The sequence below is a fragment of the Enhygromyxa salina genome (genome assembly GCF_002994615.1).
GTDB lineage: Bacteria > Myxococcota_A > Polyangia > Nannocystales > Nannocystaceae > Plesiocystis > Plesiocystis salina_A.
In genome coordinates this window covers 40,697-67,650 of the sequence record NZ_PVNK01000269.1, presented here as the reverse complement: position 1 = coordinate 67,650, position 26,954 = coordinate 40,697, and the positions used below count along the sequence as shown (strand labels likewise).

Sequence of the window (26,954 nt, the reverse complement as noted above, 5' to 3'; positions counted from 1 at the left end):
CGTCCGACTGTTTTCGCTGATGACCATGTCCAACTGGCTGCCCAATTCCTTGCTCTGCGTGTCCCTCGTCCTGGCCTCGAGCTGGGCCTGGGCCGGCGGCACCAAGACCCACGAGCTCGACGACTTCGACGCGTTCGACGACGGCGAGGTCGAGGGCGCGGCGATCGAGCGAAGCGGCACGATCACCCGGGGCTACGCGAGCGAGCGCGCCGAGCTCGAGCACAGCTCGGCGTTCTCGTGCCTGACCGACGGCAAGCAGGCCTGGGTCGGGACCGCCGACAAGGCCACGATCCAGGCGGTCGATCTGCGCGGCGGCACCCCGGCGGCCAAGCAGCTCGTCGAGCTCGAGGGCGTGGTCGTCAGCGCGATGACTCGGCTGCCCGGGGGCGATCTGATCGCCGCCGTGCTGCCCGGCGGCAAGCTGGTCCGGGTGAGCAAGAAGGGCGAGGTCAGCGACTTCGCCGAGCTGCCCGACGTCGGCCAGATCTGGGCGATCGTCCCGCACAAGGGCAAGCTCCTGATCGGGACCGGGCCCAAGGGCGCGCTGTGGTCGCTCGGGACCGACGGCAAGAACGCCAAGATCGTGCTCGACGTGCCCGAGAAGGACATCCTCTCGGTCCTCACGATCGGCGACGAGATCCTGGTCGGGACCTCGCCCAAGTCGCGGCTCTACAAGGTCGACAGCGAGCTCGAGGGCGTGCTGCTCCACGAATTCCAGGGCGACGAGGTCCGCGCGCTCGCGCTGTCGGGGACCTGGCTGGTCGCGGCCGTCAACGAGTTCGAAGAGCGCAGCGTGTCGAGCCGGGTCGCCCTGACCAAGCAGCTCAGCCGCTCGAGCCTGACCGGCGAGAAGCCGACAGACAACAACACGACCCGCTCGCGCGCCAACGCCGACGCCGAGCTCTGGGCCGTGGACCTCGGCCAAAAGCGCGACCTGCTCCGGACCCAGGACGCGGCCTGGGACAAGTGGTTCGCCAAGAAGTCGCAGTACTTCATCGATCTGCTCGCGCTCGACGACAGCGGCACGGTCCTCGCGGCCAGCTCCGAGGGCGGCAAGATCTACCGCGCGCGCGGGCGCCGAGATGTCTCGGTCGTCGCCGACCTCGAGGAGCGCCAGGCCACGAGCATGTGCCTGACCGACGCGGGCGACGTGCTCGCAACCGCGAGCGACGGCGCGGCCGTCTACGCCCTGTCTCAAACGCCGGCCAAGACCGCCCGCTGGGTGTCCGAGGTCCTCGACGCCGAACACCCCGCGCGCTACGGCAGCTTCGCCCTCCGCGGTGAGGGCAAGCTCGAGCTGCGCGTGCGCACGGGGCCCACGAGCGAGGTCGACGATCGCTGGAGCGCGTGGAAGCCCGTCAAGCTCGCCCGCGACAACGACGAGCTCCGCGGCGCGGCCGACATCCCCCGCCGACGCTACATGCAGGTCGAGGTCAAGCTCGCCGACGCCGACGCCTCGCTGCGCTCGATCACCGCCTTCTACGCGCCCGAGAACCTCCCGCCGCTGATCGACAAGATCGAAATCAGCAGCCAGAGCTTCGGGTCCGACGACGACTCCGAGCCCGACGCCGACATCGCTATCAAGTGGACCGTCGACGCCCGCGACGGCGACAGCCTGCTCTACGACGCCCACGTCCGGGCCGCGGGCGGGGGCGACGACGAGTGGGTCAAGCTCAACACCGCGGGGCCCCTGGCGAAGAGCGAGACCAAGCTCGACCTCGACACCCTCGCCGACGGGATCTACGAAGTCCGCGTGATCGCGACCGACGAGCCCAGCAACGGAGCCGGGTCCGCGCGCCGCGACGAGCTCGTGTCGGCGCCCTTCGTGATCGACCGCTCGCGGCCGACGCTGTCCAACGTGACCCACGCGGGCGGGCGCGTGACCGGGGTCGCCAAGGATCAGGGCAGCTACGTCCACGACGTCGCGTTCTCGATCGACGGCGCCGACTTTCGGGCCGCGAGCGCGAGCGACGGGCTGTTCGACTCGAGCAGCGAGAAATTCGAGCTCGCGCTGCCCGACGACCTCGGGCCCGGGCCGCACCGCGTGGTCGTGCGGGCTCGCGACGCGCGCGGCAACCTCGAGACGGTAGCGATCAAGGTCGGCGGCTGAGGGCCTGCTGCTCATGGCCAAGCGCCCGAAGATCACGGCCGACACCGCGCCGCTGACCTCCAACCCCTTCGCGGGCCTGAGCGCGCTGATCCCCGACGCGCCCGCGGGGGAGCCCGCGCCGAGTCCGATCGACGAAGCCCCGAGCGAACCGTCGGTAACGCCCGATCTGAGCGGGCGCCTCGTCGTTCGTCGGCAAAAGCGCGGCCAGGGCGGCAAGACCGTCACCTGCGTCGAGGGTCTCGATCCTGACCTGATCCCCGCGCTCCTGACCCGACTCAAGCGCGAGCTCGGCTGCAGCGGACGGGTGGACGGGGCCGTGCTCGTGGCGGGCACGGGGGACCACGGCCGGGTAGCGAGCTGGCTGCGGGCCGCGGGCGCTGCCCGGGTGGTTCTCGGCAACTGAGCCAGGGCCGAGCTCAGGGCATCAGCACGCGGGCGAGCTCGCCGAAGTCGGCGACGTCCCGACCGAACAAGAGCGCGGCGCACCCCGCCGCCTCGGCCCCTGCGACGTCATCATCGGGATCATCCCCGACATGCACGGCTGCCCCCGGCGCGACACCAACGCGCGCGCACGCCCGCGAGAACATGCGCGGATCCGGCTTCTCGAGCCGCTCCTCGGCCGACACGAGGATCGCATCGATGAAGGCGTGGACTTCGAGGCTGGTCAGCAACGGCCGCAGGTGGATGTCCCAATTCGAGACGACCACGACCTTCATCCCGCGGGCCCGGACGCGCTCGCAACACACAGCCGCGCCCGCCGCCACCGTCCACGCCTCGGCCTGGCGGTAGTGATCGATCAACGCGTCGAGCAGAGCAGGGTCGTCGCTGCCCGTGCAGTGCGCGACGACGACTCGCCAAAACGGTCGCCAGTCCGGGGCGTCTCGGCGCAGCGGGGCCGCGCGCTTCATGATCTCGCCGAAGCGCTCGCTAACGACGGTGGGCGTGACCTCGCGACCGTGTTCAGCCGTGAGCCGAGCGTAGGTCTCGGGTACGGGGACAGCGGGATGCAGCAGCGTCCCGGCGGCGTCGAGCAACAGCGCCGTGTCCGGGCCGGCGATCGGGATCATCGCGGAGACCCTAGCAGGCTCTACCGGCCTGCCGAGATCAGCCCTTTTGACCCCTGTAGCTGGCCGATTTCCTAGCAGCTCCGCACCCCGAGGTGGCGACGTGCTCGACGCTTCGGCTGGCGGCGTCGACCGCATCGCAGACGCGCTCCGTCCCCTCGGGCCAGATGTGGACCTCGGATCCGACCGCAAGGCCCCCGCTCGACCTGCAGCAGCGCGCCGAGCTGCTCGGAGCTCAGGCGCGCGAGATGGGCGACGCGACCATGCACAACCTCGCTCCAGCGCTGCCCCTTCACCTGCAGCAGCCGGCCCTCGAGCAGCCGGCGGCGGCCCGTCACTACGCTCGGCAACCCGGCTCGACCGGCTCGAGCTTGGCAGAGGGCGTCTGGCAGCCCGCGAGGTCGCTCTCGATCGCCCAGACCTCCTCGAAGACGGCCAAGAGCCCGTCGCGATCGTCGGCCCGAGCAGGCCGCCGCCGTGTTCGATGATCCCCGCGAGGCGCTGCTGGATCTGATCGGCGAGGATCGGCAGATCGTCAACGGCGCCGACACCGGCGGGCGGACCTACCTACCACTTCGTGATCCGCGACTCCGAGCGGGGCTGGAAACACTTCGTCGGCGCCAAGCAGACGCCACCGCTGTTTGTGGACGACGCGCAGACCGTTGCGATCGCGCTCTACCATCCGCGCGACCCCGAGTATCTGCTGGTGCTCGACGAGGACCTCGCTCAGCTCGAGCGAGCAGATCTCACGCCAGCGCAGCTTCGTGATCGCTACCAGGGCGCGCAGGCCAAGCAGGCCGAGCAGGCCGAGCAGGCCGAGCAGGCCGCCGCCGCTCCCTACCCTGCTGATCCGCACAATCGTTGACCCCACCTTTGGTGGCCAACCGGCGCATGTGCTGCCGCCCCGCCCGCTAGCAGGGTGAACATCGACCGCGCGACAGCTCGTCCTGGTCGCGACAACAGCTGAGGCCCTGCGCGCCAGCGGTGTGCTGCGACCTCGAGAAGAGATCTCCCGACCGACTCCCGAGTTCGTCGAAGTTTCTCGCAGGCCGGGCGTCCTCCAGACCTCGACTAGCGGTTGGAAGCGGCCAGCCATCGGTGCCTTGGTCTCAACAGCTCACTCCCCGCTCGCCATCGGTGAAATCGTATTGGTCGCGACAATAGTTACGAATTCGATTCGACACGTTCGACATGCTCTGCAAACCATCCCAAACAGCGCCCCCACGACGTTCAGACAGACACACCACCCACGCCACCACAATCAATCTGGGAACAGCAACGCCAGCGATTGGCGTGAAGCCAACACCCCGAACGGCCTCCATACTGCAACGGAGCACCCAACACCCAAATAGTGAGACCAGCATCTTACCACCCCCGCCCGACTGCACGAACTGGCAGAGCACGCACGATTACCCATAGCCCGTTTTCAGCAGGCCGCCTTGAACTATAAAAATATTAACGATATAGAAGTACCCCCGCACCGCCGAGCAAGCCCATATATGGAGCCTGCATAGCGAAGACGGCTCGCCAGCGACCCCAAAGCCACATCATGGACATTCGACTCAAATTCATCAACCGGTCTAGCGGTGGGCATCAAGCCGAGGTCGTGCTGTTTCAGCGAAACATCCTAGCCAGCATCGACGAACTCCCCCTGGCATGGAAGGTCATCCGTTATTGCGGTCGCGACTGCTACCACCCGCTGGTGTATCCAACTGACTACGAAGTGTCCACCAGCGACGAATATGGCAACCATTCTCCACGGGTGAGGGTCGCCAACGGTCAGCAGGTCAAGGTGACCCCCACCCCCTCGGGGCGGCGCCTCGGGTCCGCGACGAACTCGGATTCCTCCGCCGAGATTCAGGTCATCAACGCGCTGCCGCGGGGCTCCGTGAACGTCAACATCTACAAAGCAGGCCTGCTCATGGCGCGCAAGACCGCGGTCGCCCCCGGGCAAAAGGTCGTGTTCCAGTTCAAGCCAACGCTGTGGATCTCCGTGGCTTCGCAGATCATGCAGTCCGAGGCCGTGACCTCCGCCGTGATCGCTAGCGACAACACCGAGCTGCCGCTGGCCGGCTTCACGAGCGCCGACATCGTGATGACGGGGGGCGGGTCGGGCTCGGATGCGGCGCCCTACGTCTTTACTCTGGAGAACATGCGGTTGGCTTGACCTAATAGAGATCCGCCAGCGCACGGCAGCGGCCAGGCGTCGGCAGGTGTGTTTCATTCGACAAAAGGAGAACAAACGTGGACATTCAGCTAAACTTCATCAACAACTCAAACGACGCCAACAACTCGGAGATCGTCATTTTCCAGAAGAACGTGGCGACCAACTTCGACGAGCTGGCCGTGGCCTGGAAGGTCATCCGCTACTGCGGGCAGGGCGACAACCATCCCTTCACCTTCCCGATGGAAATGACGGTCGCGGCGAGCGACAGCTACGGCAACTACACCCCGCAGCTGCCCGCGCAAAACGGCCAGCTGTTCAGCATGAGCCTCACGACCTCCGGCGACCGGCTGGTTGCGTCCGGCTCGGGCACCAGCTCGACCGAGGTGCAGGTGCTCAACGCCCTGCCGAAGGGGGCGATCAACGCCAACATCTACAAGGACGGCAATCTGCTCGCGACCAAGACCTCGGTCGCCCCGCAGCAAAAGGCCTTGTTCCAGTTCAAGCCCACGATCTGGATCGGCGTGGCCTCGCAGGTGGTCGAGGGCAAGGTGATGAACTCGGCGATCATCTCCAGTGTGAACACCGAGCTGTCGCTCCTCGGTATCGCCAGCGCCGACATCGTGCTGACCGGCGGCGGCCCCGGCCGCGACTCCTCGCCGTTTCAGTTCAACCTCGAGAACGTGGTCATGGGCTGACGACGTTGGCCGTCTGCTCCCGCTCGCGGGGCAGACGGCCACCGACTTGCACCCAACAGCCCACAGCATCAACAATATGAACGAGATGGCAAATAGGATCTGGAAGGGTCAGGACGGGCAACTGGTCTTCGACATTACCATTAGCCGCAATCCGAGTGACGGCGTCCCTTCAGTGGCCAAGATCTACTATGAGCAAGACCCCCAGGACGAGCATCTCATCACCATCAACGAGGCCCGGCCTACGCAGTTCGAGATCAAGTTTCGCTCGGGCCGACGCGTGCGCGGCTTCCTCGCCCAGCGAGCTCACGTACACATCGACGGAGTCGACAACACGGGCATCTTCGCTGACATCCACTTTGGTGCGGCAGAGATCTATCATTTCGAGGGTTTGATGGTGGCGTGCCCGAGCCGCGGATCGGTCGCGCCCTGGCCCCCCAACCCACCCGATCCATCGGACCAGCCCAATCCACCCGGTCCACCGAATCCGGCAGCCGAGGACCCGACTGAGTCCGGCAGCCCGCTACCGATCATCTCGACCAATTCGGACGATCTGTTCAACTATGTGTATGTGCGACGCTGGCCGCGGGTGAGCGACGAGGACCTGCGCTACGGCTTCATCCAGTACCGGGCGAGCAGCCCGCCATCCTCCAGCTTTTATGACGATCTCGTCATCGCTCGACAGCAGGGCCGCTATATGGCCGAGTCCCTGGCCGTGCGCTTCATCGACGGCGATCCGCCCTACGTGGGGATGTTCGTCAGCAGCCTGCGCAGCCTCAGCGGACCGGTGCGTGACTTCGCCAGCCTCGCGGAGCGAATCCAGCAGCAGGCACAGCTATCGCCGCTTGTGTGCGCGACCGAGCTCGCGTCGCTGCTCGAGCGGTACGGCGCGCCGCCTCGCTACTTCACCAGCGCGCAGTACCAGCTCGACATTGACCGAATCTGGCAGAGCTACTTCGCGCTGGTCGTGACCCTCGGCTACGACTGGGCCCTGCTCAATGACCTGGCTCAGTCGATCTGGCTGGCGCACGTGATTGATCTGGCCGTGACGCTCGACCCCGAGAACGCATGGGTACCCAGCGAGCTGACGCCAGACCAGATCGTGGAGCTCGCCGACGCCAAGGTGCTCCTGCCTGCCAGCATCTTCCCGCTGCCGCCCGCCACGAGCCAACACAGCTCACCCCCGCGCGGGAGCGACACCGGGTGGATCGAGCCATATGCAATTGGTGACCTGCAGATGGTGCGACAGCGCTTGGTCCGCTATGCCCCCGGCGAGATCGCGCGAATCGAGAATGTCATGCGTGGCGAACGCAAGGAGATCTCGAGGCGACACGTCCAGCGGCGCGTCGAGGTGCAAGAGCACCGGGGCAGCGAAGAGCAGCTGCTCCAGAGCGACGACGCCGACGAGCGCAGCAGCCTGTTCGAAGAGACCCGCAAGATGATCGCCGAGAAGGCGGTCGCCAACAATTACGCGGACTTTCAGACCAGCTACGGCCCGCCAACGCTGACCACGCTCAACGGCAGCTGGACCCGCACGACCACCCAAGGGCCCAACCCAGGTCAGGACGACGTCACCCGCTTCGCCCGCGAGATCCTCAAGCAGACGGTCAGTCGGATTCGCCGCAAGATCGGCACGCTGCGGACCACCAGCACCATGAACCAAGTCGAGGACTTGGTCACCAGCGTGATCGACAACACCTCCGGCCAGACCAGCATGCGCGCGGTGTTTCGCTGGCTCAACAAGGTCTACGAGGCCGAGGTCATCAACTATGGCAACCGCCTGATGATGGAATTCCTGGTCCGGCGCCCGGCGGCCCGCTACATCGCGCAGGAGACCGCCCTGACCGGACAGAAGCTGGCGCGACCGCTGCCGCCCGCGGACCTCGGCGTCGCCTCGTTCAAGGACATCACCCCGGACAACTACGCGCAGCTCGGGGCCCGTTATGGCGTAACAGAGCTCGAGCCGCCACCGCTGGTGCGCAAGTACGTAACGGCCACCTTGCGCGGCGGTGAGGAGCAGCAGATCGCGGTGCCCAGCGGCTATTGTGCCGTCAACGCGTTCGTCAGCTGCGTGTCGATCCCCGCGGGACTGCCAGAGCCGATCGTGTTGGTCGGGCGTCAAACCTTCAACTCGAGCAACTCGAGCGCGCCACTGCGGCCCTACGGCGAGGACTCCACGCTACCGGTCTCGGTGATGGGCGTGGAGCTGAGCTCGTCGCCACCCACGGCCGTCCAGGTGCTGGTCAACGTGGAGGTCGAGTGCGAGCCAAGCGTGCGCGCGATGGACGAATGGCGCATCGGGATCTACCGGGCAATGATGACATCCTTCCAACAGCTGGACGCGCAATATTACAGCGATTTTGGGCCCGGTGGGCCACGCCAGCAGGCGACCCGCTCGCCCCTTGCCAATCGGCAGACCGAGCAGCGCGAGCTCGAGAACGCCTGCAAGCGCCTGCTGCTAGAGCACATGGCCAGGGCGACCGGGGGCCAGGACGCTAACGCTTGGGGCTCGCCACCATCCCCGGGGATCGTCGATGAACCCCGCTATGTTCAGTTCCTCGACGAGTCGCTCGAATGGACAGAGATGGCCTACAGCTTCCACGTCAGCCCGCACGCCGGAGCCCGCGAGGACGTGGCGGTGTCGGCGACGCCCGATGGCGAAGAAGATCCGCTGTTTACCAGCTTCTTGCAGGCCGACCAGGCGCGGATCCTGCTACCCGTGCAGCCCGCCCGAGTGATGGCGTTTCTCTACGGGTTTTCGTCTGGCATGCTGTGGGACGGCATTGACCGCCTCGTTCCTGTGCTAGAGGACGATCTGGCCCTGGTCAACGACCTCGAGCACGCCGCGCGCAACCCCAAGCCCGAGCGCGAAGTTGGGCCGACCTGGGAGCTCGTGGTGCCGACGGCGATGCAAGTGCTCGACGAGTCGCTCGTCGTCACACCGGGCGCGGGCTCCCTGGGGGCAACATGATAGATCCGCTTTGCAGCCCTCCTTGCTTTGCGCCGAGTGGATTGGGTGACTCGCCGGTTGGCGCGGTGATGGCGTTTGCCGGCCAACTCGGCCCACCGAACCCCGCCACGGCCAGCCCCCCAGCCGGCGGCGAGACCGGGGAGTATGTCACCAATCCGCTCGAGGCTTGGGGCTGGATGCTGTGTGATGGGCGCTCGCTGAGCACCAACATGTATCCAGAGCTGTTCGTCGCGCTGGGGTATCTCTATGGTGGAAGCGGCGCGAGCTTCCGCATCCCTGACTACCGCGGCTATTTCCTGCGAGGCACCGACGCCGGGGCCGGAGTCGACAAGGACGCCGACATGCGCACGGACCCGGCCGGTGGCACAAGCAACAATGATGGTGTCGGCTCGATTCAGGCGTTCGCGGTGCAGACGCACGAGCACACCTATCTGGCAGCCAACAGCGCTGCCGCGCCCGCCGATCCCGGGACCACAGCCAGCGTGCCGCCGGGCACGAAGACGCTGACCACGGGGGGTCCGACCAGCAGCCTGACGCCGCCCGGGGACGTCAAGGTGAGCAAGAACGAGACCCGGCCCTCCAACATTTATGTGAACTACATCATCAAGTTCACCTCGGGCGTACTCGCCGTGCCTCGGTGAGTCGACTCGCTGCAGATCAGGAAACGGCCCATGCCCTACACCCAAGTTCAATTCATCGCCTACCAGATCGACACCTCTCCCGCCAACGTGAAGTGGAACGTCAACGACGTCATGGTTCAGGGAACCTACCCGGGCCTGGCGTCGAACCAATTGGATGTTCAGGCCCGCTGTGAGCTCATGCTCCGCGCGATGCAGACCGCGCGGGACAACCTCCTCCCGAGCTCTCCCCCCGAGGCGCCGGGGACCACCTTGAAAGTGCTGTTGGCCCCGGAGTTCTTCTTTCGCGGCAGCCAAGGCGCGTATCCCATGGAGGATGTCCAGCTAGCGATCGAGATCCTGCAGCGCACAGTCAGCGACGACCAGTGGTCGGACTGGGTGTTTGGCTTTGGCTCGATTTTGGGGGTGTCTGCGCCCGCGGTTGGCAGTCCGCCGACGATCGATCCCAACGCGGTCAAGGAGGTCTACAACTTCACGTTGATCCAAAAGGGTGGTGTCGCTAGCCAGGGTCACACTGGCGCGCGCGTGGTCATGAAAGAGCTGAAGTCGGGGATCGACTTCATCGCGCAAAATGCCAACCCCGGCGGCCTGCTCATCGGCGATGTCGAGCACACGGTCGCTGGCGCCAAGGGCCCCGGGAACGAGCAGCAGCGCGTCAACTACGACGGCGCAGGCATCTTCGATCTCGACGGGATCACCTGGGGTGTGGAGATCTGCCTGGATCACCTCGGCAGCGTCAAGCGCCTGCAAAAGTCGCCACAGCTGCCGGGTGAGAATCAAGTACAGATCCAGCTGGTGCCCTCGGGTGGCATGAGCATTCAAGACGCGAGCATCATCGCCGCGCCGGGGGGCTATGTGTTCAACTGTGATGGCATGAATGGCGGCCGGTCGAGGCTCGACCAGGTTGGGACCCCGCCTACGATTCCGCCGCTCTCTACCCACCCGGTGGACAACGCCCCGATCACCTTGAACGAAGTCTCGCCGGTCCAGGACGTGGCCGTCACGCAGCTGTTCAAGGGCAACGCGGGCAGGATCGTCACCTATCCGGTCAAGGCGCTGCCCCCCGCGAGCAAGGTTCAGGGCTCGATTGTGACGCTGGATTGGGCTCTGGGCGCAGACTACCGCATCAAGTTCGATCTGGTCTACGACGAAAATGGCGACTACAAGACGCTGCTGTGTCAGCCAAGCAGCACCAAGACCAGCTTCAGCTTGTACAACTACTTCTTGCCGCTCGTGCTGACCACCTACTCCAAGGAGATGCTGGCAGTGAAAGCGCTCAACGACAAGCGCTCCCCGCCGGCCCCCACCGACCCAGACGTCAAAATCAAGATAGATGTGACCGGCGCCGCCAATGGCTTCGACCATGGGGTGCTTTGCCACATTGATCTGCCCGACTTCGACTTTCAGGGCGTCGCCTTCTTGTTCAACGACACCGTCGCAAAGCCAGCTCCCAAGACGAGCTGGTGAGCGCCCTGAACCCACCCCGGAGATCTGTTCGCGGCTCGGAGCCAATGCCATGATGCAAAGTGTGTCCATCGAAGACGTTTCCTTCCGCGTCCGCGCCGACGCGGACCGCGGACTGTTCTGGGACCGGGTGAACCGGGGACACTGGGAGCCGCACACCTTCAAAGTGTTCCGCCGCTTCCTCGACCCGGGTCACAGCTGCGTCGACATTGGCGCGTGGATTGGACCGACGGCGCTCTACGCGGCTCAGCGCGCGGGCCGGGTTCACGCGATCGAGCCCGACCCGGTCGCGCACGCGCAGCTCGAGGCCAACGTCGCCGCCAACCCCGATCTAGGCGATCGCATCCAGCTGCATCGGCAGTGCATCGCGCCCGAGTCTGGGCCCGTCGACCTCTACGCTGGCGGCATGTACCACAGTGACGCGAGCGCCTTTGGTGACAGCATGTCGGGGATGGTCGCGGCCCCCGAGCGCCCGGGTCAGCCCAGCTGCCAGGTAGAAGGCGTCAAGCTAGTTGACTTCCTGGACCAGGAGAACATCACCGACTGCAGCTTCATCAAGATGGACGTGGAGGGCGGCGAGTATTCGTTGATCCCAGGCCACTGGCGGCAGCTCGCGCGGTTCGGTATGCCGACGACATGCGTGTCGTTCCACGCACCCGCGCCAGCGCTGCGGCACGAGCAGATCGGCAGCTGCATCGAGGAGTTGTCGACCTGCTATCGCAGGCTCTACGCCGCGTCGAACCGGGCGATCACCGACCTAGCAGGGCGGCTGGCGGCCGTGCGGGACTGGAGCGATGAGGCGCCTGACAGTCCCTGGCGCGCGCTGGAGCAGCTCTTGGGCGACGGGATCGTGGCGAGCAACAAGGCCTGGTGATGTCGAGCTCGCACGACCGGATTCTCATCGGAGTCCATGTCACTACGGGATCGCAGGGGCTGCCCGCCACGCTCGCGGCGATCCACGAGACCACCGCGCTCGGGTTCGAGCTGATCGTGCTGGTCGACCCAAGCCCGGGTGAAGCCGAGAGCCTGGCGCAGGTGCTGGCCCTGTGTCGTGGCGTCGCTCAGCTGCGCGTGCCTGGCCCCGGCGGCGCCGCGGCCAGCTTCAATCAGCTGATCACCCAGCCGGCCGATCTTTACGTGTTCCTCGAGAACGACGTGAGGCCTGGGCCGGATTGGCTCGAGCACCTGGTCCGAGCGCTCGACGCCGACCCAAGGAATGGACTCGCCGGGCCCTCGACCAACCGCTGTTGGAACGAGCAAGGGGTGGCCCCGACCTGTGGCGATTCGACGCTGGACGTCGAGCGTCAGGCGGAGTCGCTGCTGCAGCGCTTTGGCCCGACCTGGCGCTCACTGGCGCCCCTGTATAGCCTCGCAGACTTCTGCTTTGTGGTCCGTCAGCAGGTCGTCGCCGCGGTCGGGGCCGCAGACACCGGCTACGCTCGCGGCCCATGTTGGGAAATGGATTATAGCATTCGCGCGGCCCGGGCCGGATTCTGCGGGGTCTGGGCGCGAGCGGCGTTCGTGAGGCGCGGGCCGCTGCCAGCCTGGCGCATAGAGGCCGAGCCGGCCTTGCTGCAGGTGAACAAGCGTGTGTATCAGGATCGCTTCTGTGGCCGGCGCAAGGGGCCTATTGCGGCCCAGCTCCCCCAGCTCCCTTATCATGAGCAATGCCGGGGGGACGACTGTCCCGACTTCGCGCCAGCGACGACGACCCGCGTCCAGTTGCCGCTGCCCAGCGCGGAGCCCCTCGACCTGGCGCTCGAGCAGCCGCTGGTCAGCTGTATCATGCCGACCCGCGGGCGGCCGGAGTTCGTGGCCCGGGCCATCCTCTATTTTCGCCGCCAGCTCTACCCAAACCGCGAGCTGATCATTGTTCACGAAGACGCGGCCGACCTGCCCGACGTGATTCACGAGCCAAATATTCGGGTCGTGCAGACCAAGCAACGCAGCATCGGCGGCAAGCGCAATGAGGGGACGCGGATCGCCAGGGGCACGATCATTGCCCATTGGGACGATGACGACTGGCACAGCGAACAACGGCTGACCCGCCAGGTCGCGCCGATCGTGCGGGGTATCGCGGACATCACGGGACTCAGCGGGCTGCTGTTCTTGGTCATCGGGGCCGGGGAGTTCTGGGCGGTGACGCGCGGGCTGTTTCGTCGGCTGTTCCTCGAGAATGTCAGCGGAGGCACGCTGGTGTTTCGGCGAGAGCTCTGGGACCAAAGCGGGCCCTATCCTGCGACCTCGCTGCGAGAGGACGCAGAGTTCATGGCCAAGGCGATCCGCGAGGGCGCGAGGCTGTGCCGACTACCTGGGCGCGACTTGTATGTGTATGTTCGTCATGACCGCAACACCTGGAAATTCAGCGAGGGGCGCTACCTACAACAGAGCGAGTGGTCGCAGGTTCCCGAGCCCGAGTTTCTCGGGCGCGACCGCGAATTCTATGCTGCGGCTGCTAGCGTGGCGCCCTCGTCGAGTTCGGCGCAGCCCCTGGTCAGCTGCATCATGCCAACCGCCAACCGTCGGGCCTTTGTCCCCCGGGCCATCGAGCACTTCTTGGCGCAAGACTACCCTGCGCGGGAGCTCATCATCATCGATGACGGTGAGGACAATATCGCAGACCTGATCCCGCAGTCCCAGGCCGTGCGCTACCTACGGCTCGAGCGTCGCACCTCGCTGGGGGAGAAGCGAAACCTGGCTTGCGAGATGGCGCGGGGCGAGCTCGTCGCGCATTGGGACGACGACGACTGGATGGCGCCGCAGTGGTTGGGCTCGCAGATTCAGACCCTGCTCGAGCACCGCGCCGACATCTGCGGATTGGACAGGGTGTACTTCTACGCGCCGGATACCCGGCAGGCCTGGCGCTACGTCTATGACGGCGCGCAACCTTGGGTCTGTGGCGGCACGCTCTGCTACACCCGCGATTTTTGGCGGCGGGTCCGGTTCCCGCAGACCAACGTGGGGGAGGACAACGCGTTGGTCTGGAGCGCGCAGCCCAAGCGACTGGTCGTCAATGGGCGCAATGATCTGTATGTCGCCACGGTCCATCAGCACAACACCAGCCCCAAGGCCACGAGCAGCGCGCGCTGGCACAGCTTTCCCGCGTCGCACGTGGAGCAGCTGATGCTGCAGGTCTGAGCGCCGCAGCGCTCGCGCTTGGCGTCAGCCCGCGACAACGCGAGCGGCCCGTCTGCCCCGCTTGGGGACGCAGACGGGCCTCTGCCACCGCGGGACGCTCACGCCCTCAGCAACTTGCACGTTGTCGCAAGAGCGCGGCCGCGGCCGCGGAGACCTGCTTGATCGACCACCCACAGACCTCCGTGGCGCCGAGATCGGCCCAGGTCCGCAGCGCGAGGCCAATGGCGACCTCTTCGCTCAGGGTCCCGAGTTCGTAGCGCCCGCCCTGATCGTAAGTGGCGAAGCCACCGATGATCGTGCGGTCCGGCCACCAGCCGCCCCACTTTGTGTGCGCGGTGGTCTGCAGGTCGATCGGATTGTAGGTTGCGCTGGGCTGGCCGTCCGAGTTGGTCTTGCCAGAGACGCTGTATGCTTGCGGCGTAATGTGGGTCACGCAAGCCTGACTCACGAGTGGGTCGAGCGCCGTATTGTTGGTGTAGACGATCCCGTTGACCGCCACGAAGAAGCTCGCGCCGGACAGCTGCTGACCAAACAACGCTGCGGCGCTGTCTTTGGCCGACTGACTGTCGTGCTTGACCCACAGCTCTTCGGCGTCGACGTCGAGGCGGCGCAGGCCCAGCTGCTGATCGATCTGCAGGGCGGCCTCGGTGAGCGCGGTGACATAGTCAGCGCTCGGGAAGATGAACGTGTTGAGGCTGACATCGATGCCCTTGTCCTTGTAGCGCTTCCCGACCTCGACGATATTGGCGACGGATGTCGGCAGGTTGAATTCTGTGTTCGTGTCGTTGTCGAGCGTGAACACGATATCGGTGAGCCCGGCGTCGACGGCCTGTTGCAGCTCGCTCGCGCTCGCGCTGCTCGACGGGTCTACCGCGTCGCTGAAGGTCCACAGTCCGACGCGCGTGATCCCGGGCGAGACCTTGGCCCAGTCTGCAGCGCCTTCGGCCAACAGCTGCGGCCAGGTGTTGCCGCTGGTGCTCCGCCAGACCTTGCCGTCCGCCGTGATCTTGTGGGCGGTCTGCCAGGCCTCGATCGCGCTGACCGTGGCCGGCCCCCACTGCCCGTCAGGATCGCTGCCGACCACGCGCTGGATAAATGACGTTTCGGCCTGGGTAAAATGTTGGTTACGATTGTAGGCGAGCGCGTCAGTCATGGGCGACAAGAGTAGCGACTTTTATCAACACCTTCAAGAACCATTGTGATGCACCCGCCGCCGGCATTTACCCATCCTGTCGATGAGGACAATGCCGTCACTGTTTCCAATGACATTGACCCGGCCCGGCCCAACCCGACGCTGGGGTTGCCGTGATTCGCTGTTCGGGTTGGCGCGCAGTCGACATGAGTGGTAGGTTTGATCCGAGATTCACGATTTGTGAACTCGAGACAGGACAAGCAGATGCCATTGGTAAAAGTAAACACCGGAGTTGCCATTCCCCACGCCGTGGTTCCGAACGCAGGGCAACGCCGCGATTGTCACGACGTCATCGCACAGCTGCAGTTTGCCGACCTCGGTCGCGGCCCGGGCACGCTGCACACGGTCGGCGCCGTGCGGCTCGACATGCAGGGGCACAACGCCGCCGGTGACGCGAACATCCAGGTTCAGATCGGGGGCGGCTCTTGTGCGTCCGCGCTGATCTCTCACACGGTGCTGGCGATCACGGATCCCGCGAACCAACGCGGTGGGGCGCAGGGCGCTCGATCGGTGCTCGAGCAGAGCTTGGATAGCGTCACGAACTGGCAGCTCAACGGGACGCTGCCCTGAGCGAGTCGATCGGGCTGCTCGTGCTCGGCGAAGGGATGCCCAGCCGCGTACTCGCGCGCGGCCATGCGCCGCTTGCCAGGCGCCTGCAATTGCCGAATGCGCACCTCCGCGTCGGCGCAGCAGACATGCACGCCTTCATCGTGGCTCGGGCTGCTCGCGCAGGTCGACGAAGCCGGCCAGGCCCAGGGTTAACAGCAGCGCGAACAGATTGTGAGTGCAACGCGGGTCTGTGTGTGGTCGGAGGTATTTGTGTAGAGAACGTGGGGATGGGGATGGGGACTCTGGTGATGGGGACTCTGGTGATGGGGACTCTGGTGATGGCGATGGGGACTCTGGTGATGGCGATGGCGATGGCGATGGCGGCAACTGCGAGGCCGGCGAAACCTGGTGTGACGGAACCTGCGTGGATACGTCCACTGACCTAGAGCATTGTGGTTCCTGTGGTCATGCCTGCGAGGTTGTAGACGGAAATGGCGCTTGCAGTGAGGGAGTTTGCGCGCCAACCCTCGGGAACTGCGTCGCTACCGGTGACCCGTTGGTGAGTTGCAGCGAAGCCTGCGCCGCCCAAGGCAAAGTGTGTGCGGCGGGTGGATGTGGTGGGAGGACGCTGACTTGGCACGGCAATCTCGACTCGTGCAACTCGTTCATCGGAAGTGCCGGAGGTGGGCCGTGTTCCCTCCCGACGGAGCCTGTCACTAACTACTACCGCTGCTGCTGCGGCGAGCAATAACATCAAACCACCTCCCGCACGCGAACCACCACCGTCCCCCGCTTTGGCCAGCGGGGTCGTTAACCACCCGCAGGATCTGCCCACTCCCCACCCCAAATTCCCCTTCGCTGAACTCCCGTCGCCCCGTCTTCTCCCGCACGCGGAGATCGATCCTCTCCACTGCCCGCACCCCGGCGACGCTCTGGGCGCTCGAGGCCGCCGAAGCACCAATTTGACGGCGCGCGCGTGCCGCATGCCTGTTTCGGCGAGCTTCGTCACGCGTGAGACGCTCCCCGCGAGGCCGCAGACGGCGAGGCCAGCGAGCGTAGACGCCGACGATCGGCGGATGCCAACTCGACGCGTAGACCCTCGAGACCTCGCCTCCCTCGCCGCCAAGCGCCGTTGGACCCGTCCAGACGCCGCGAAGGTCGTCCAGGCCTGGCGCGACAGCGACATGAGCCGGCGGGCCTTTTGCGAGCGCCACGACATCGACGAGCAGCGCCTGGCTCGCTGGGCCAAGAATTACCCGGCGCCGCCGAGGCTCGTCGTGGTCGGCGAGATCCCGAGCGCGAGGTCATCCTCGCTGGTCATCGAGCTCGGCCAGGCCCGCGTGCACGTCGAGCGCGGCGTCGACGACGAACTCTGTCGTCATGGCTGCTCTCCGATCCTGCGAGCGATGAACTCGCGCGCGACGTCACTCGCCCAGTCGAGCAAGTCGATCTCCACGGGCTTGGTCTTGGCGGACAACGTCCTGACCCGGCGTTCCAGCGCGGGCAGGAGTGACCACGTCAAGTCCGGGATCCCCGGCCCGCCCTCCACGGGCCCCACCGCGCGCACCCGCGCCAGCTCAATCAACCGCTCGAGTTCCCCGTCGTCGCCGGTCGACGCCCCAAAGAGCGGGCTCCCGTAGAGGCTCGCCCAGATGGTGCACGCGAACCAGAACACATCCGAGGTCAAAATGAGAACTCTGAGTCCGGTCCGCACCCGGGCTCACGATACACAGCGCGTGACACTCACGGCTCATCGACGATGCACAGGCCGACGAGCTCATAGCCGGGCAGCTCGAGGCCCTGTTCGAAGAACGGCAGACAGCTGGTCCCCGGGATCGCGTCGCACTGGGCGTCGCCGGCCATGAGCTCGCAATAGGGCGTACAACAGGCGGCGTCCTCGCAGCTGGGGAGCGCGAGCCCGTCGACGCAGATGAGGCCAGGGCTGCAGTCGTTGATGTAGCCGCAAGCCTGGCCGGCGGGGATGTCGTCCTGGGTTAAGATGCAGCTGAAGTCGTTACTCGCCCAATAGCAGCCGAGACCCTCATCGCAGTCCTGGACGAGCGGATCGCAGGTCGGGATGCAAAAGACGACGACAGGGTCGCTCGAGATCAGGCACTGGGAGCCCTCCGCACACATCGGGTCGTCGTCAGACCCGGTACAAAACGCGTGGCACGTGCCGGACCACTCGCCCTCGATCTCCTCGACGTTCCAGCACCCGCTGGTCGCGTCGCAGTTGTCGGTGGCCTCCTCGGGGCCTCCGTAGGTGCAGGGCTCACCGACGGCCTGGCTGCCGAGGACCGGTACACATTTGTTGCTGTCCCACCACTGGCCGGCCGCGTAGGCCACACACTTCTCCCCCTCGGGACAGTCCTGCTCGAAGGGATCGCACGGCGGCACGGGCCTGGCATAATCGGGCACGAAGCCCGCTTCGTCCTCGTCGTCCGCGGTGTCGGCTTCGGTGTCGGCTTCGGTGTCGGTGCTCGGTAGATCCGGCGTGACGGTCGTCGAGCTGGTCTCGTGTCCGTCGTCGGAGTCACCCGGCCCGAGCGCAGGCGGTCCGCAGGCGATCAGCGACATCGTCAGCAGCGAGAGGGCGGGCCGGCCAAAAAATGCGCTCCCTCTCATCACAAAACAAATATGACTAGTTAAGCCTGCGATGGGAAGAAGAAAATGAACAGACGGCGCCATTTACGCGAAAACCAGAAGTCAGAGGACCATCGTAGATCGTGCTGCCCCCGTGGGTAGCGGCAGCAGGCCGGAGCCTCGGCTTGGTGGTAGACGATCGGCCCCCGCTCTCCAACGCGGCTCGTGCAGGGCCAGGGCCAGCTCGTAGTGGTACCGTGTCCCGTGAGCGCGGCGCTGCGAGGAGATGGCATGACCGAGGCCCAGGTGACCGAGCTGCCGGAGTTCGACGCGGATGGCGGCGGTGGGTTGTTCATGTGCGAGAGTTGCGTGCGCTACTTCGAAGACGACCCGATGCTCCAGGTGGGCCACAGCGGATCCGCGGTGACGTGCCTACACTGTTTTTTCAATGGCTACCTCGAAGACCTCTACGTCGATTTTCGCGACTTCATCGACGCGATGACCGACATGGCCGGTCAGCCCATCGGCGGAGTAGCCGGGTACGTCGAGCGCTGCCTGGCGCTGCACGATAGCGAGGCTTGTCCGTGGCAAGAGATGGCCGGCGGGTGTCACCTATGCGATGCCGCCCCTGGGTTCGATCCTCGACCGCAGGGGTGACCACATCTGCCTCAGCGCTCCGCCCAGTGACTTCGGTGGAGTGATGTTTCATGATGAGATCGCGGGCCCGATGCACCCCGACGCCGCCAGGACAGTAGGTTTTTGCCTCAGCCGCCCTGAGCGTCCAGCCCCCCCTCGACCTCGGCGAGCTTCGCCTGGACCTGGGCGCCGTCTTCGAGCGCCTCGCGAAAACCCTCGCCAGCGGCCGCCGCCAACTCCCGGGCCCGCTCGCGCTGCGCCACGGCCCACAGCGCCCGCGCGAGGGCGAAGCGGGTCTCGGACAGCCCCAGCGGCTTCACATGAGGAGTTTGGGCGAAAGCTCAGGACCCCCCGTACCACGTCAAGTGCGTAGTGATCGCGGACTTCTCGATCCCCAGCTGCTTCGAGTGCCCAAGCACGAAGCTGGCCGACATGAACTCCTCGCCCTTCCCGAAGCAGACTTTGTCGGGGTCTATCGCTATCTCCATGCCCGCAGGTCCACAGCTCTGTTGCCCCCAGCCCGCGGCGTCCATCTCGACCATCAGCTCGGTCTGGACGGGAGCGATCGACTCGCCCCAGCGCATGAGCATGGCCGTCTCTTCCTTGGGCCTGGGCGTGGTCGCGATGCAAACCGACGCGTCCTCATCGAGGACGGGGAGCTCGGCCAGGTGGGGGGGGAGGTCGACGCTGTCGTCGCTGCACGGGCTGGGCTTGCATGCGCTCAGCAGCATCGTCATTGCAAGACCGAAGAAGGTAGACCCTCGCAGCGCGGTACCTCGGAGGCCTCCTCGAACTGGGCTCTTGGCGTTCATCGCCGACGGATAGCACGGCTTGCGTCAGGGCCAAAACCACAGCCGCCCCTGCGGCAGGTCGCCCCCCGAGTACCTTGGTCGGCCGGACTGAGTTTGCCACCCAGCATCAGGTCGGCGAGGGCCAGCGACGCGAGGCCGGCTCGACCGACTCGAGCTTGGCAAAGGGCGTCTGGCAGCCCGCGAGGTCGCTCTCGATCGCCCAGACCTTTTCGAAGACGGCCAAGAGGCCCTCGAACGGGCAAAAGGGCGCGAAGCTGACGCTGGCCTCGCCGACCCACATGGTCACGGTTCCGGAGGCGTCCGCAGCACCGCACAGGCCCATGTAGTTGACCAGCTCGGTGTCGTCGAAGTCTGCGGTCGCGAGCTGTCGCGAGCTCGGCGTCGAGTGAACGGCGTGGCACTCGGGGCCAGACTTGGGCACGCGTTCGGCCTACTCCCACCACACCTTCGGCGCCCCACCGCGCCCCTGCGTTCGGACCGGCCCACGGGCCAAGCCCCAATTTTGCCCACGCACGGCCCACTGCGGGCAAACCGATGCATGCGCGCTCGCGCCGTGGCACCCTGGGGGTGCCCGCACAGAGCAAGCAACCATGGTCGAAGTGGACATCGAAGGCATCCTCACCGAACTCGACGAGGCCTACAAAGACCTCAAAGCCGCACGCACGCGCCTGGCTGAGCTCTTGCCGATGTCAGCGACGCGCCCCGGTGACAGCGGCCAGGCGCGGGTCGAGTTCGTGACCGGGCTCGACCCCGAGGCCGGCAACGAGACCAGCGGCGAAGAGCTGATCCGCCAGATCAACGCCGAGGCCTGGGAGCACGCACAAAAGGCCCTGCTCAACGCGACCGAGATGGTCGAGCTCGCGCACAAGCACCTGCGCCGCGAGCTAGAGCGCTGAGTCGAGCAGCTCGCTGATGTCGAGCTCAAGCGGGACCTCGTCGAGCAGCGGCAGGGCCTCGCCGAGCTGCTCGAGGGTCCGCTGGCTGCCATCGGGGAGCAGGACGTCGCCCCGGACCCAATACTCGAGACCCAGGCCGACGACCCCCTCGCGCCGCTCGGGGTGGGCCGCGAGCTCCTCGAGCAAGCGACGATCCTCGGCGCTCGAGGCCCGGGCGAGGTGGCGGGCGAGCGCGGGCCACAGCGGGTCGCCGTCAAAGCTCGCGCACAGAACATGCAGCTCGTCGTCGGGCGCCGCGTTGGCGAGGGACAGGCGGCAAGCCTTCGACAGCAGACGAACGAGAGGCTCGTCGTCGAGCGCCTGGGCGAACATCGTCCGGACGCCGACGAAGCCGAGCGACTGACCGGCGAGATCTTCGTCGAACAGGCAGTCGCCCCACTGCGCGGCCCGGTTGGCGCTGTCCCGCGCGAGCGCGTTGGCGGCCCGGTGGGCGTCGCCGAGCTCCCGCGCGAGGGTCACGGGTCGGACGCGGTCGCGGTCGACCGAGGTGACGTTGCCGACCTCGAACGAGGCGACATAGCGAGCCTGCTCGAGCGCCAGCCACAGCTCGCGCTCGACGGTCCCGAACTCGACGACCCGCTCGACGTAGCGCCGGGTGCAGTCGGGCAAGACCGCGCCGACGCTGCGACCGCGCAGCCGCGACCAACGCCAGCGCTCGAGCTCGGCGAGGTCCACGGGCCCGCGGCTGCCGAGGCGGTCTTGAAGCACGCAAGCGATCCACATCCGGCGATTCGGCCACAGCCGCAGGGCGAGCAAGGGCAGCTGGGCCCCGCACCACAGCGGCGAGCTGGCCATCCAGATCCGCCCCCACGCGACCTGCTCGCGGCTGACCTTCAGCTTCTCGGTCGTGCGCACGATGATCCCGGCCGGCGTGTCCTCGGCGGGCCAGTTGAGGTAGCCGTCGAGCTCGGCTCGGCGCCACCACCGAGCGAGGCGCCACCAGTCGAGCCACGACGCGTCCTGAACCTCGCCGCGCAGCCGCTCGGCGATCCTCGCCCGGCGCTCGGTCTGGCGGCTGGTCCGCCACGCAGCCGCGGCCGTCGCCGCCGACCACTCCCCGAGGGGGAGCACCGCGCGCGGGAGCAGCTCGAGCCAGCGATCGAACACGCCCGCGCCCACGCCGTCGGCGTGGATCGCCCCGGCCAGCCAGTACTCGACGTCACCGGCCTCGAGCAGATCCACGAGCACGGGCTCGAGCCGCGCGAGCGAGCGACCCTCGACGAGCGCCGACCACAGCCGCAGCGTCTCCCACCAGCTCACGTCTCGGGCCAGCCGCCGACACAGCTCGATCCTCGCGGGCGCCCCCTCGCAGTCGACCTCGAGCTGCCAGGCGGCGAGGTACTCCTGAAACCCGAGGTGCGCGAAGGACAGGGCCTCGTCGCTGAAGTCGACCATCAAGCCCGAGCTCGCGACCAGCCAGGCCAAGAACCCGTGCCTCTCGCTCGTCGACCACGCCCTCGGCAGCTGCGCGGCGAGGGCCTCGCGCTTGGCCACGGCCAGCCGCCCGGCCCGAGCCGAGCCGCGGTTCTCGTGCATCCACAAGGCGAGCTTGGCGACCGCGCGCAGGCGTGAGTCGAAGTCCGCGGGCGCCCACTGCCAGCTCGCGACCTGGGCCCCGTCCTGGACGCGCTTGCCCGGGTGCGCGTCGAGCAGCTGCTCGATGCAAAACTCGTAGAGCTTGTGGCGGCGATCGGGCAGCGGCCGCCCGCGCCCGATGATCAGCATCATGACCAGCAGCAAGGGCGTGCGCCCGAGCGACTTGGCCTGCTCGGCGGCGTCGAGGGCCCGGACGAAGCGCTCGACCTCCTCGGCGACCTCGGCCTCGCTGCCCTCGTAGACCTTGGCGAAGAACAGGCGCACGAGCTCGCCCATCTCGGCGTCGGACAGCGGCTGGACCTCGACGGCCTCGAAGCGATCGTCGTGCTCGGGCACCTGCTCGCCGTAGGGCCGGCTGGTCGCGATCGCGAGCACCCGCGGGTGCGCGGCCAAGAAGCCGTCGAACTGCTCACGAAACTCGCGCCCGAGATCGCCGAGCTCGTCCCAACCGTCGACCATCAGCACGGGTCGCGGCCCGGTCTTGCTGGTCAGCGCAGCCCGCAGCGCGTCGGCCCAGCCGCCGCCGACGAAGCGCTCGACCCACTGCCCGAGCCACCAATCGAAATTGCGCTGGCGCCCGGTCGCGCCCGGCTGGCTCCACAGGCGGGCGAGCTCGCGCAGCTCGATGAGGATCGGCAGCGCGTCCTCGCGCTCGAGCAGGCGGCGAAAGCTCCAGCGCATCCACGTGGTCTTGCCGCTGCCGGCCGCGCCACGGATCAACAGGTTGCGGTGACGCTGGAGCAGGCGGTAAGGCGTGATCACCTCGCCGCCGGGCTTGACCTCGTCGAGCTCCTGGTGGGCCCCGAGCCGCAAGGGCACGTACATATCGTCGAGCGCCGGGGTCGCGGGACGGCGCGCGCCGAGGTGGACCGCGCCGAGCTCCCAGATCCGATGGCGGCCGCACAGCCGCATGCGGTACTCGCCGAGGAAGCTGCGGTCGACCTGGGGCCCGCTGCTCGGGCGTGGGCGCGGGCTCATGACGCCTTCGGGGAAGCCGAGGTCGAGGACCAGGCCGCCGCGGGGGATCGCGGGGTCGTCGACGAAGGTGCCCAGCTCCACGCTGCCCGCCGCCCGCGCCCGCGGCTCCCACACCCGCCTCAGGATGTTGAGCTCGTGGGCGGCGGGATCCAGGACCAGGAGCTGGAACATCACGGGCTGCTCGCCCGGGAGCTTGTGTTCGAGGAGGCCGCAGCTGCCCGCGCCGACGACCTGGGTCTGCCCCTTGATCCCCCGGCGCCACGACCAGGGCGCGTGGCCAGCCGCGTGGACGTGACCGTGGAGGACCAGCTGGGCCTGGGTGTCTTCGGCGATCGCGTGGAGCCGCTCGCGACCCTCAAAGCCGGTCGCGTCGGCCGCGAAATGCAAGACCGCGTCCTTGCCGAGGGTCTTGGCCTCGGCCTGATCCCCCAGCCACCCAACCCACTCGCGGAGGTTGTCCTCGCAGTCCGCGACCGGGTTGTGGTGGACGGCGAGCAGCTTGATCCACGCGCGCCGACCCTCGCGCCGCCACTCGCTCATCAGCGCCTGAGCCTGGGCCTCGGCGATGAAGCCCCCGTGGTGGCGGTCGGTCTCGCGCGCGCACGAGTCGAGCGCCGCGACCGACACCCGCAGGTCACGGTGGTCGTGGACGAAGGCGCCCTGACCGAGCGAGCGACGCGTGGCCGGGTCCTCGCCCGCGCCATAAAAGTCGGCCAGGAACCCGTTCCAGGGCCCCATCTTCTCGATGTGGAGCCGCCGCTCGAGCTCCTCGTCGTCGAACTCCTCGATCTCCTGGTTGATCCGGACCCGCTTGCAGTGGGCCCACGACACATCGTGGTTGCCGGGCACGAAGCAAAAGCGCCCGCGGTCGAGGCCGAGCTCGCCGACGAGGGCCTCGAAGAAGCGCCGCGCGCTCTCGAACTCCTGCTTGCGCGCGGACTCGGTCAGGTCACCCGTGACGACGACGAGCTCGACCTCGCCGAGGCCCTTGTCGACGCAGGCCTCGCGGACCTGGGCGAAGAAGCGCTTGCCGACCTCGGCCGGATCCTGGCCCGCGAAGCGCGAGTGCGGGCCGAAGTGCAGGTCGGAGAAGTGCAGGACGACCGGCATCCGGGCGGTTAAAACACGAAGCCCGGACCTTCAGGGTCCGGGCTTCGCAGCGCCAGCGCGCTCGGTGCTCGAGCTCGTCCGTGAGCTCGGTGGCCTGTCAGGCCAGCATGGCCAGCGCTTCTTCGCGGAGCCGGGCGCGCGGCGACTTGCCTCGGGTGCGCGTGATCGAGGGTTTGGGCTGGGGCCTCGACTGAGTGGCTCGGCGAACGATCTGGGTAATGAAGCGCATGGTGCTGCCTTTCCTGGCGGGTGGCGGTTCCGATCTCCCTCACTTCCATGTGGGTGGAGGTCGTTTCCGGTGCGTGGATATTTTTTACTCTCACTGAACTTTTGGGTCAATAAATTTATTGGAAAAATTTCCATGTGACTGGATTTTTGTGGGTGAGGTAAGTGGGGCTGCGATTCTCTATCCCTGGCCCCGCCGAACATCAAAACACGTCGTTTGTCGCCCTCCAGACCCATCTAGAGCCGAAAAATCTATGGTCAGCAATACCTTTTCAGGACCACGCGTACATCGTTTTCGCGCATAGCTGAGCGGAAATGCCCAAATGATTCCAACCAATGTAGAATTTTGGGACACCCTCCCATTCCAGTACAGCTGGAATTTGAGAAGGCCGACCCTCGAGAGAGGAGTCGGCCTTCGAAGCGAAGCAGCGTGAACTACGCGGACTTGGCCTTTTTCTTCGCTCGGCGCTCGAGCGACTCGACCCGGTCGACCAGCCAGCCGAGGGTCTTGCCGCCCAGCGCCCGGATGTAGTCCTTGTCGTTGGACTTGTTCTCACCCGACGCGACCTTCTGGACGAGCCCGTCACGGCCACCGTGGGCGGCGACCTTCTCGGACAGGGCGTGCAGGTGCAGGAGCTTCGAGTTCGAGGCCAGGCCGAGGCGCTCGGCGAGCTCGTCCTTGGTCTCGTCGGTGTCGGGCTCGAGGACCTCCGACAGCTGCTTGGCGAGCTCCTTCTTGGAGCCGAATTTCTCGTTGACGATCTGAAGTGGTGATTGCTTGGACATGGATCTCTCTCTCCCGTTGGGCACCGCCAACAGCAGCTGGCGGGAGGAGCGGGGCGGCATTCAAACCCAGGAAGGGGGGCACGTCCAGGGCGAGCGTGTGAGATCCTGCTCAGAGCTGCCCGTCGGGGGTCTGAGGCTCGCTCATGCTCGATCCGCCGGCCCCGACGTGGAGCGAGGCGCACGCGCCGACCCGTCATCGAGCTCCGCCAGCACAGCCCCAAACGAAAGAGCCCAACCGCGAAGGGTTGGGCTCTTCGTCGCCCGAGACGGGGCGACAGGGGCGAAGATCGCTCCTACATGTCGGCCATGTCCTTGGCGGCGGTCAGGTCGTCCATGCTGGCCGAGACCGCGAACTTCACGTCGCTGCCAGAGGCCTCGATCTTCACGCTCTCGACCACGGCGGCGAACTGCTCGGGCACCTCGCCCTTGATGCCGTCGAACATCTCCTGGACCTTGTCGGCGGTCGCCTTGGCCTTGTCCTCGGCGCCGAAGCCGGCGACGAAGTTGACGGCGGCGCCCTTGCTCAGGTCGACGCTGCCGGCCACGGTCTTGACCTCGGTCGCCTCGGGGGCAGCCATCGCGGCCATGCCAGCGAGCTCGGCCGGGACCTCGGCGATGAACCACACGGCGGCCTTGGAGTCGACCTTGCCGAAGAGATCCTTCTTGCTGTTCTCGACGGCGGGCGTGCCCTTGCCGTCGATCAGCTCGCCGACCTTGTCTTCCCACGCGGTCGTGGACAGCGCGAGCATGTTCTTGTTGACCAGGTAGGCGCGGCCGTCGGTGAACTGGATGACCTTCTTGCCGTCCTCCTTGGTCACCTCGGCGGCCTCTTCCTCGCCGCTCATCTTCTGGATCTTCTTGATGACGCACGAAGCGTTGTCGTCTTCGCCGATGCCCTCACCGACGATGACCGCGACGAACTCCTCGGCCTGGTTGGCGCCGATGACGATCGCGTCGAACTCGGTCGGCTTGAGGTCGCACTCCTCGAACGCGCTCATCGCCTCCTTGAAGTCATCTTCCTTCTCGAGGTCCGTGGCGAACTTCTTGTACGCCTCGGACTCGGTGATCGACTTGGGGTTGAGCCCCACGACGAACTCAGCCTCATCGGGCACGAGTTTGACAGCGTCGGCGCTTGCCCCCCCCTTGCAGGCGGGGAGAACCAACAGAGATACGGCGAGCGACGTCGTCCAGATGCGCTTCATGGTCGTCGGCTTATAAACGGGCGCATCTCTCGCGGTCAAGCGGGTGTGCACGATCCAGCGCAGGAAAAATGCGCCACGGGCGATC

At 66.6% G+C, this 26,954-nt stretch carries 23 protein-coding genes and 1 pseudogene; 14 read left to right on the top strand and 10 right to left on the bottom strand.

The genetic code is table 11. The features are described from left to right. Positions 1 to 19: 19 nt before the first annotated feature. Positions 20 to 2,110 (top strand): hypothetical protein, encoded by a 2,091-nt coding sequence (locus ENSA5_RS31325; protein WP_106395392.1) that lies wholly within the window; start codon positions 20 to 22, stop codon positions 2,108 to 2,110. Between the two features lie 13 nt (positions 2,111 to 2,123). Continuing rightward, on the top strand, positions 2,124 to 2,513 hold the full coding sequence (locus ENSA5_RS31320; protein WP_106395391.1) for a translation initiation factor: 390 nt from the start codon (positions 2,124 to 2,126) through the stop codon (positions 2,511 to 2,513). 13 nt (positions 2,514 to 2,526) lie between these two features. Here the strand turns inward: ENSA5_RS31320 and ENSA5_RS31315 are convergent, their stop codons facing one another. Then, positions 2,527 to 3,177 (bottom strand): HAD-IA family hydrolase, encoded by a 651-nt coding sequence (locus ENSA5_RS31315; protein WP_181198348.1) that lies wholly within the window; start codon positions 3,175 to 3,177, stop codon positions 2,527 to 2,529. Between the two features lie 574 nt (positions 3,178 to 3,751). On the opposite strand from ENSA5_RS31315, the gene ENSA5_RS31305 reads away from it, so the two are divergent. The 8 genes from ENSA5_RS31305 (at position 3,752) to ENSA5_RS31270 (ending at position 14,244) form a co-directional block, all read left to right on the top strand. Beyond that, positions 3,752 to 4,039: a hypothetical protein gene (locus tag ENSA5_RS31305; RefSeq protein ID WP_106395388.1), complete on the top strand. Its 288-nt coding sequence runs from the start codon at positions 3,752 to 3,754 to the stop codon at positions 4,037 to 4,039. 684 nt (positions 4,040 to 4,723) lie between these two features. Next, on the top strand, positions 4,724 to 5,341 hold the full coding sequence (locus ENSA5_RS31300) for a hypothetical protein (RefSeq protein ID WP_106395387.1): 618 nt from the start codon (positions 4,724 to 4,726) through the stop codon (positions 5,339 to 5,341). Between the two features lie 77 nt (positions 5,342 to 5,418). After that, on the top strand, positions 5,419 to 6,036 hold the full coding sequence (locus ENSA5_RS31295; protein WP_106395386.1) for a hypothetical protein: 618 nt from the start codon (positions 5,419 to 5,421) through the stop codon (positions 6,034 to 6,036). A gap of 76 nt (positions 6,037 to 6,112) precedes the next feature. Beyond that, positions 6,113 to 9,004 (top strand): hypothetical protein, encoded by a 2,892-nt coding sequence (locus tag ENSA5_RS38595; protein ID WP_106395385.1) that lies wholly within the window; start codon positions 6,113 to 6,115, stop codon positions 9,002 to 9,004. 41 nt (positions 9,005 to 9,045) lie between these two features. Then, positions 9,046 to 9,645 (top strand): tail fiber protein, encoded by a 600-nt coding sequence (locus ENSA5_RS31285; protein ID WP_219906899.1) that lies wholly within the window; start codon positions 9,046 to 9,048, stop codon positions 9,643 to 9,645. A 30-nt stretch (positions 9,646 to 9,675) separates the two neighbouring features. After that, on the top strand, positions 9,676 to 11,109 hold the full coding sequence (locus ENSA5_RS31280; protein ID WP_106395383.1) for a hypothetical protein: 1,434 nt from the start codon (positions 9,676 to 9,678) through the stop codon (positions 11,107 to 11,109). A gap of 52 nt (positions 11,110 to 11,161) precedes the next feature. Then, positions 11,162 to 11,980 (top strand): FkbM family methyltransferase, encoded by an 819-nt coding sequence (locus ENSA5_RS31275; RefSeq protein WP_444843374.1) that lies wholly within the window; start codon positions 11,162 to 11,164, stop codon positions 11,978 to 11,980. Continuing rightward, positions 11,980 to 14,244, top strand: a complete 2,265-nt coding sequence (locus tag ENSA5_RS31270; protein ID WP_106395402.1) for a glycosyltransferase family 2 protein — start codon at positions 11,980 to 11,982, stop codon at positions 14,242 to 14,244. Before ENSA5_RS31275 ends, ENSA5_RS31270 begins: the two co-directional genes overlap by 1 nt. Positions 14,245 to 14,350: 106 nt before the next feature. On the opposite strand, the gene ENSA5_RS31265 is transcribed toward ENSA5_RS31270, so the two are convergent. Further along, a complete protein-coding gene (locus ENSA5_RS31265; RefSeq protein WP_146156310.1) occupies positions 14,351 to 15,397 on the bottom strand; it encodes a peptidoglycan-binding domain-containing protein in 1,047 nt (348 codons plus the stop codon). Positions 15,398 to 15,616: 219 nt separating this feature from the next. Between ENSA5_RS31265 and ENSA5_RS39495 the strand changes: the two genes are divergently transcribed. Further along, complete coding sequence (locus ENSA5_RS39495) at positions 15,617 to 16,006, top strand: hypothetical protein (RefSeq protein WP_258183075.1); 390 nt, start codon at positions 15,617 to 15,619, stop codon at positions 16,004 to 16,006. A gap of 47 nt (positions 16,007 to 16,053) precedes the next feature. Here the strand turns inward: ENSA5_RS39495 and ENSA5_RS39865 are convergent. Then, positions 16,054 to 16,137, bottom strand: a pseudogene (locus ENSA5_RS39865) (hypothetical protein); the annotation flags it as partial. A gap of 924 nt (positions 16,138 to 17,061) precedes the next feature. On the opposite strand from ENSA5_RS39865, the gene tnpA reads away from it, so the two are divergent. Then, the gene (tnpA, locus tag ENSA5_RS36550; RefSeq protein WP_146156308.1) at positions 17,062 to 17,625 is read left to right on the top strand and encodes an IS66 family insertion sequence element accessory protein TnpA; all 564 of its coding nucleotides are present in this window, start codon (positions 17,062 to 17,064) and stop codon (positions 17,623 to 17,625) included. 103 nt (positions 17,626 to 17,728) lie between these two features. Here the strand turns inward: tnpA and ENSA5_RS31245 are convergent, their stop codons facing one another. After that, positions 17,729 to 18,610, bottom strand: a complete 882-nt coding sequence (locus ENSA5_RS31245; RefSeq protein ID WP_181198346.1) for a hypothetical protein — start codon at positions 18,608 to 18,610, stop codon at positions 17,729 to 17,731. A gap of 222 nt (positions 18,611 to 18,832) precedes the next feature. Between ENSA5_RS31245 and ENSA5_RS31240 the strand changes: the two genes are divergently transcribed. Further along, the gene (locus ENSA5_RS31240) at positions 18,833 to 19,225 is read left to right on the top strand and encodes a hypothetical protein (RefSeq protein ID WP_181198345.1); all 393 of its coding nucleotides are present in this window, start codon (positions 18,833 to 18,835) and stop codon (positions 19,223 to 19,225) included. Positions 19,226 to 19,332: 107 nt separating this feature from the next. Here ENSA5_RS31240 and ENSA5_RS31235 read toward each other — a convergent pair whose 3' ends face one another. The 3 genes from ENSA5_RS31235 to ENSA5_RS31225 form a co-directional block, all read right to left on the bottom strand. Then, a complete protein-coding gene (locus ENSA5_RS31235) occupies positions 19,333 to 19,524 on the bottom strand; it encodes a hypothetical protein (RefSeq protein WP_106395375.1) in 192 nt (63 codons plus the stop codon). A 21-nt stretch (positions 19,525 to 19,545) separates the two neighbouring features. Then, entirely contained in the window at positions 19,546 to 19,941 is a 396-nt protein-coding gene (locus tag ENSA5_RS31230; protein WP_106395374.1) for a hypothetical protein, read from the bottom strand. A gap of 181 nt (positions 19,942 to 20,122) precedes the next feature. Next, positions 20,123 to 20,437, bottom strand: coding sequence for a hypothetical protein (locus tag ENSA5_RS31225; RefSeq protein ID WP_106395373.1), 315 nt, complete (start codon positions 20,435 to 20,437; stop codon positions 20,123 to 20,125). 169 nt (positions 20,438 to 20,606) lie between these two features. Between ENSA5_RS31225 and ENSA5_RS31220 the strand changes: the two genes are divergently transcribed. Then, positions 20,607 to 20,912 carry a hypothetical protein gene (locus ENSA5_RS31220; RefSeq protein WP_146156306.1) on the top strand — a complete coding sequence of 102 codons (306 nt, stop codon included), beginning with the start codon at positions 20,607 to 20,609 and terminating at the stop codon, positions 20,910 to 20,912. On the opposite strand, the gene ENSA5_RS31215 is transcribed toward ENSA5_RS31220, so the two are convergent. The 3 genes from ENSA5_RS31215 to ENSA5_RS38585 form a co-directional block, all read right to left on the bottom strand. Then, entirely contained in the window at positions 20,901 to 24,656 is a 3,756-nt protein-coding gene (locus ENSA5_RS31215; protein ID WP_106395371.1) for a metallophosphoesterase, read from the bottom strand. The genes ENSA5_RS31220 and ENSA5_RS31215 overlap by 12 nt on opposite strands. Before the next feature lie 660 nt (positions 24,657 to 25,316). Further along, positions 25,317 to 25,667, bottom strand: a complete 351-nt coding sequence (locus tag ENSA5_RS31210; RefSeq protein WP_106395370.1) for a hypothetical protein — start codon at positions 25,665 to 25,667, stop codon at positions 25,317 to 25,319. 293 nt (positions 25,668 to 25,960) lie between these two features. Then, positions 25,961 to 26,779, bottom strand: coding sequence for a hypothetical protein (locus ENSA5_RS38585; RefSeq protein WP_181198344.1), 819 nt, complete (start codon positions 26,777 to 26,779; stop codon positions 25,961 to 25,963). Positions 26,780 to 26,954: the final 175 nt, after the last annotated feature.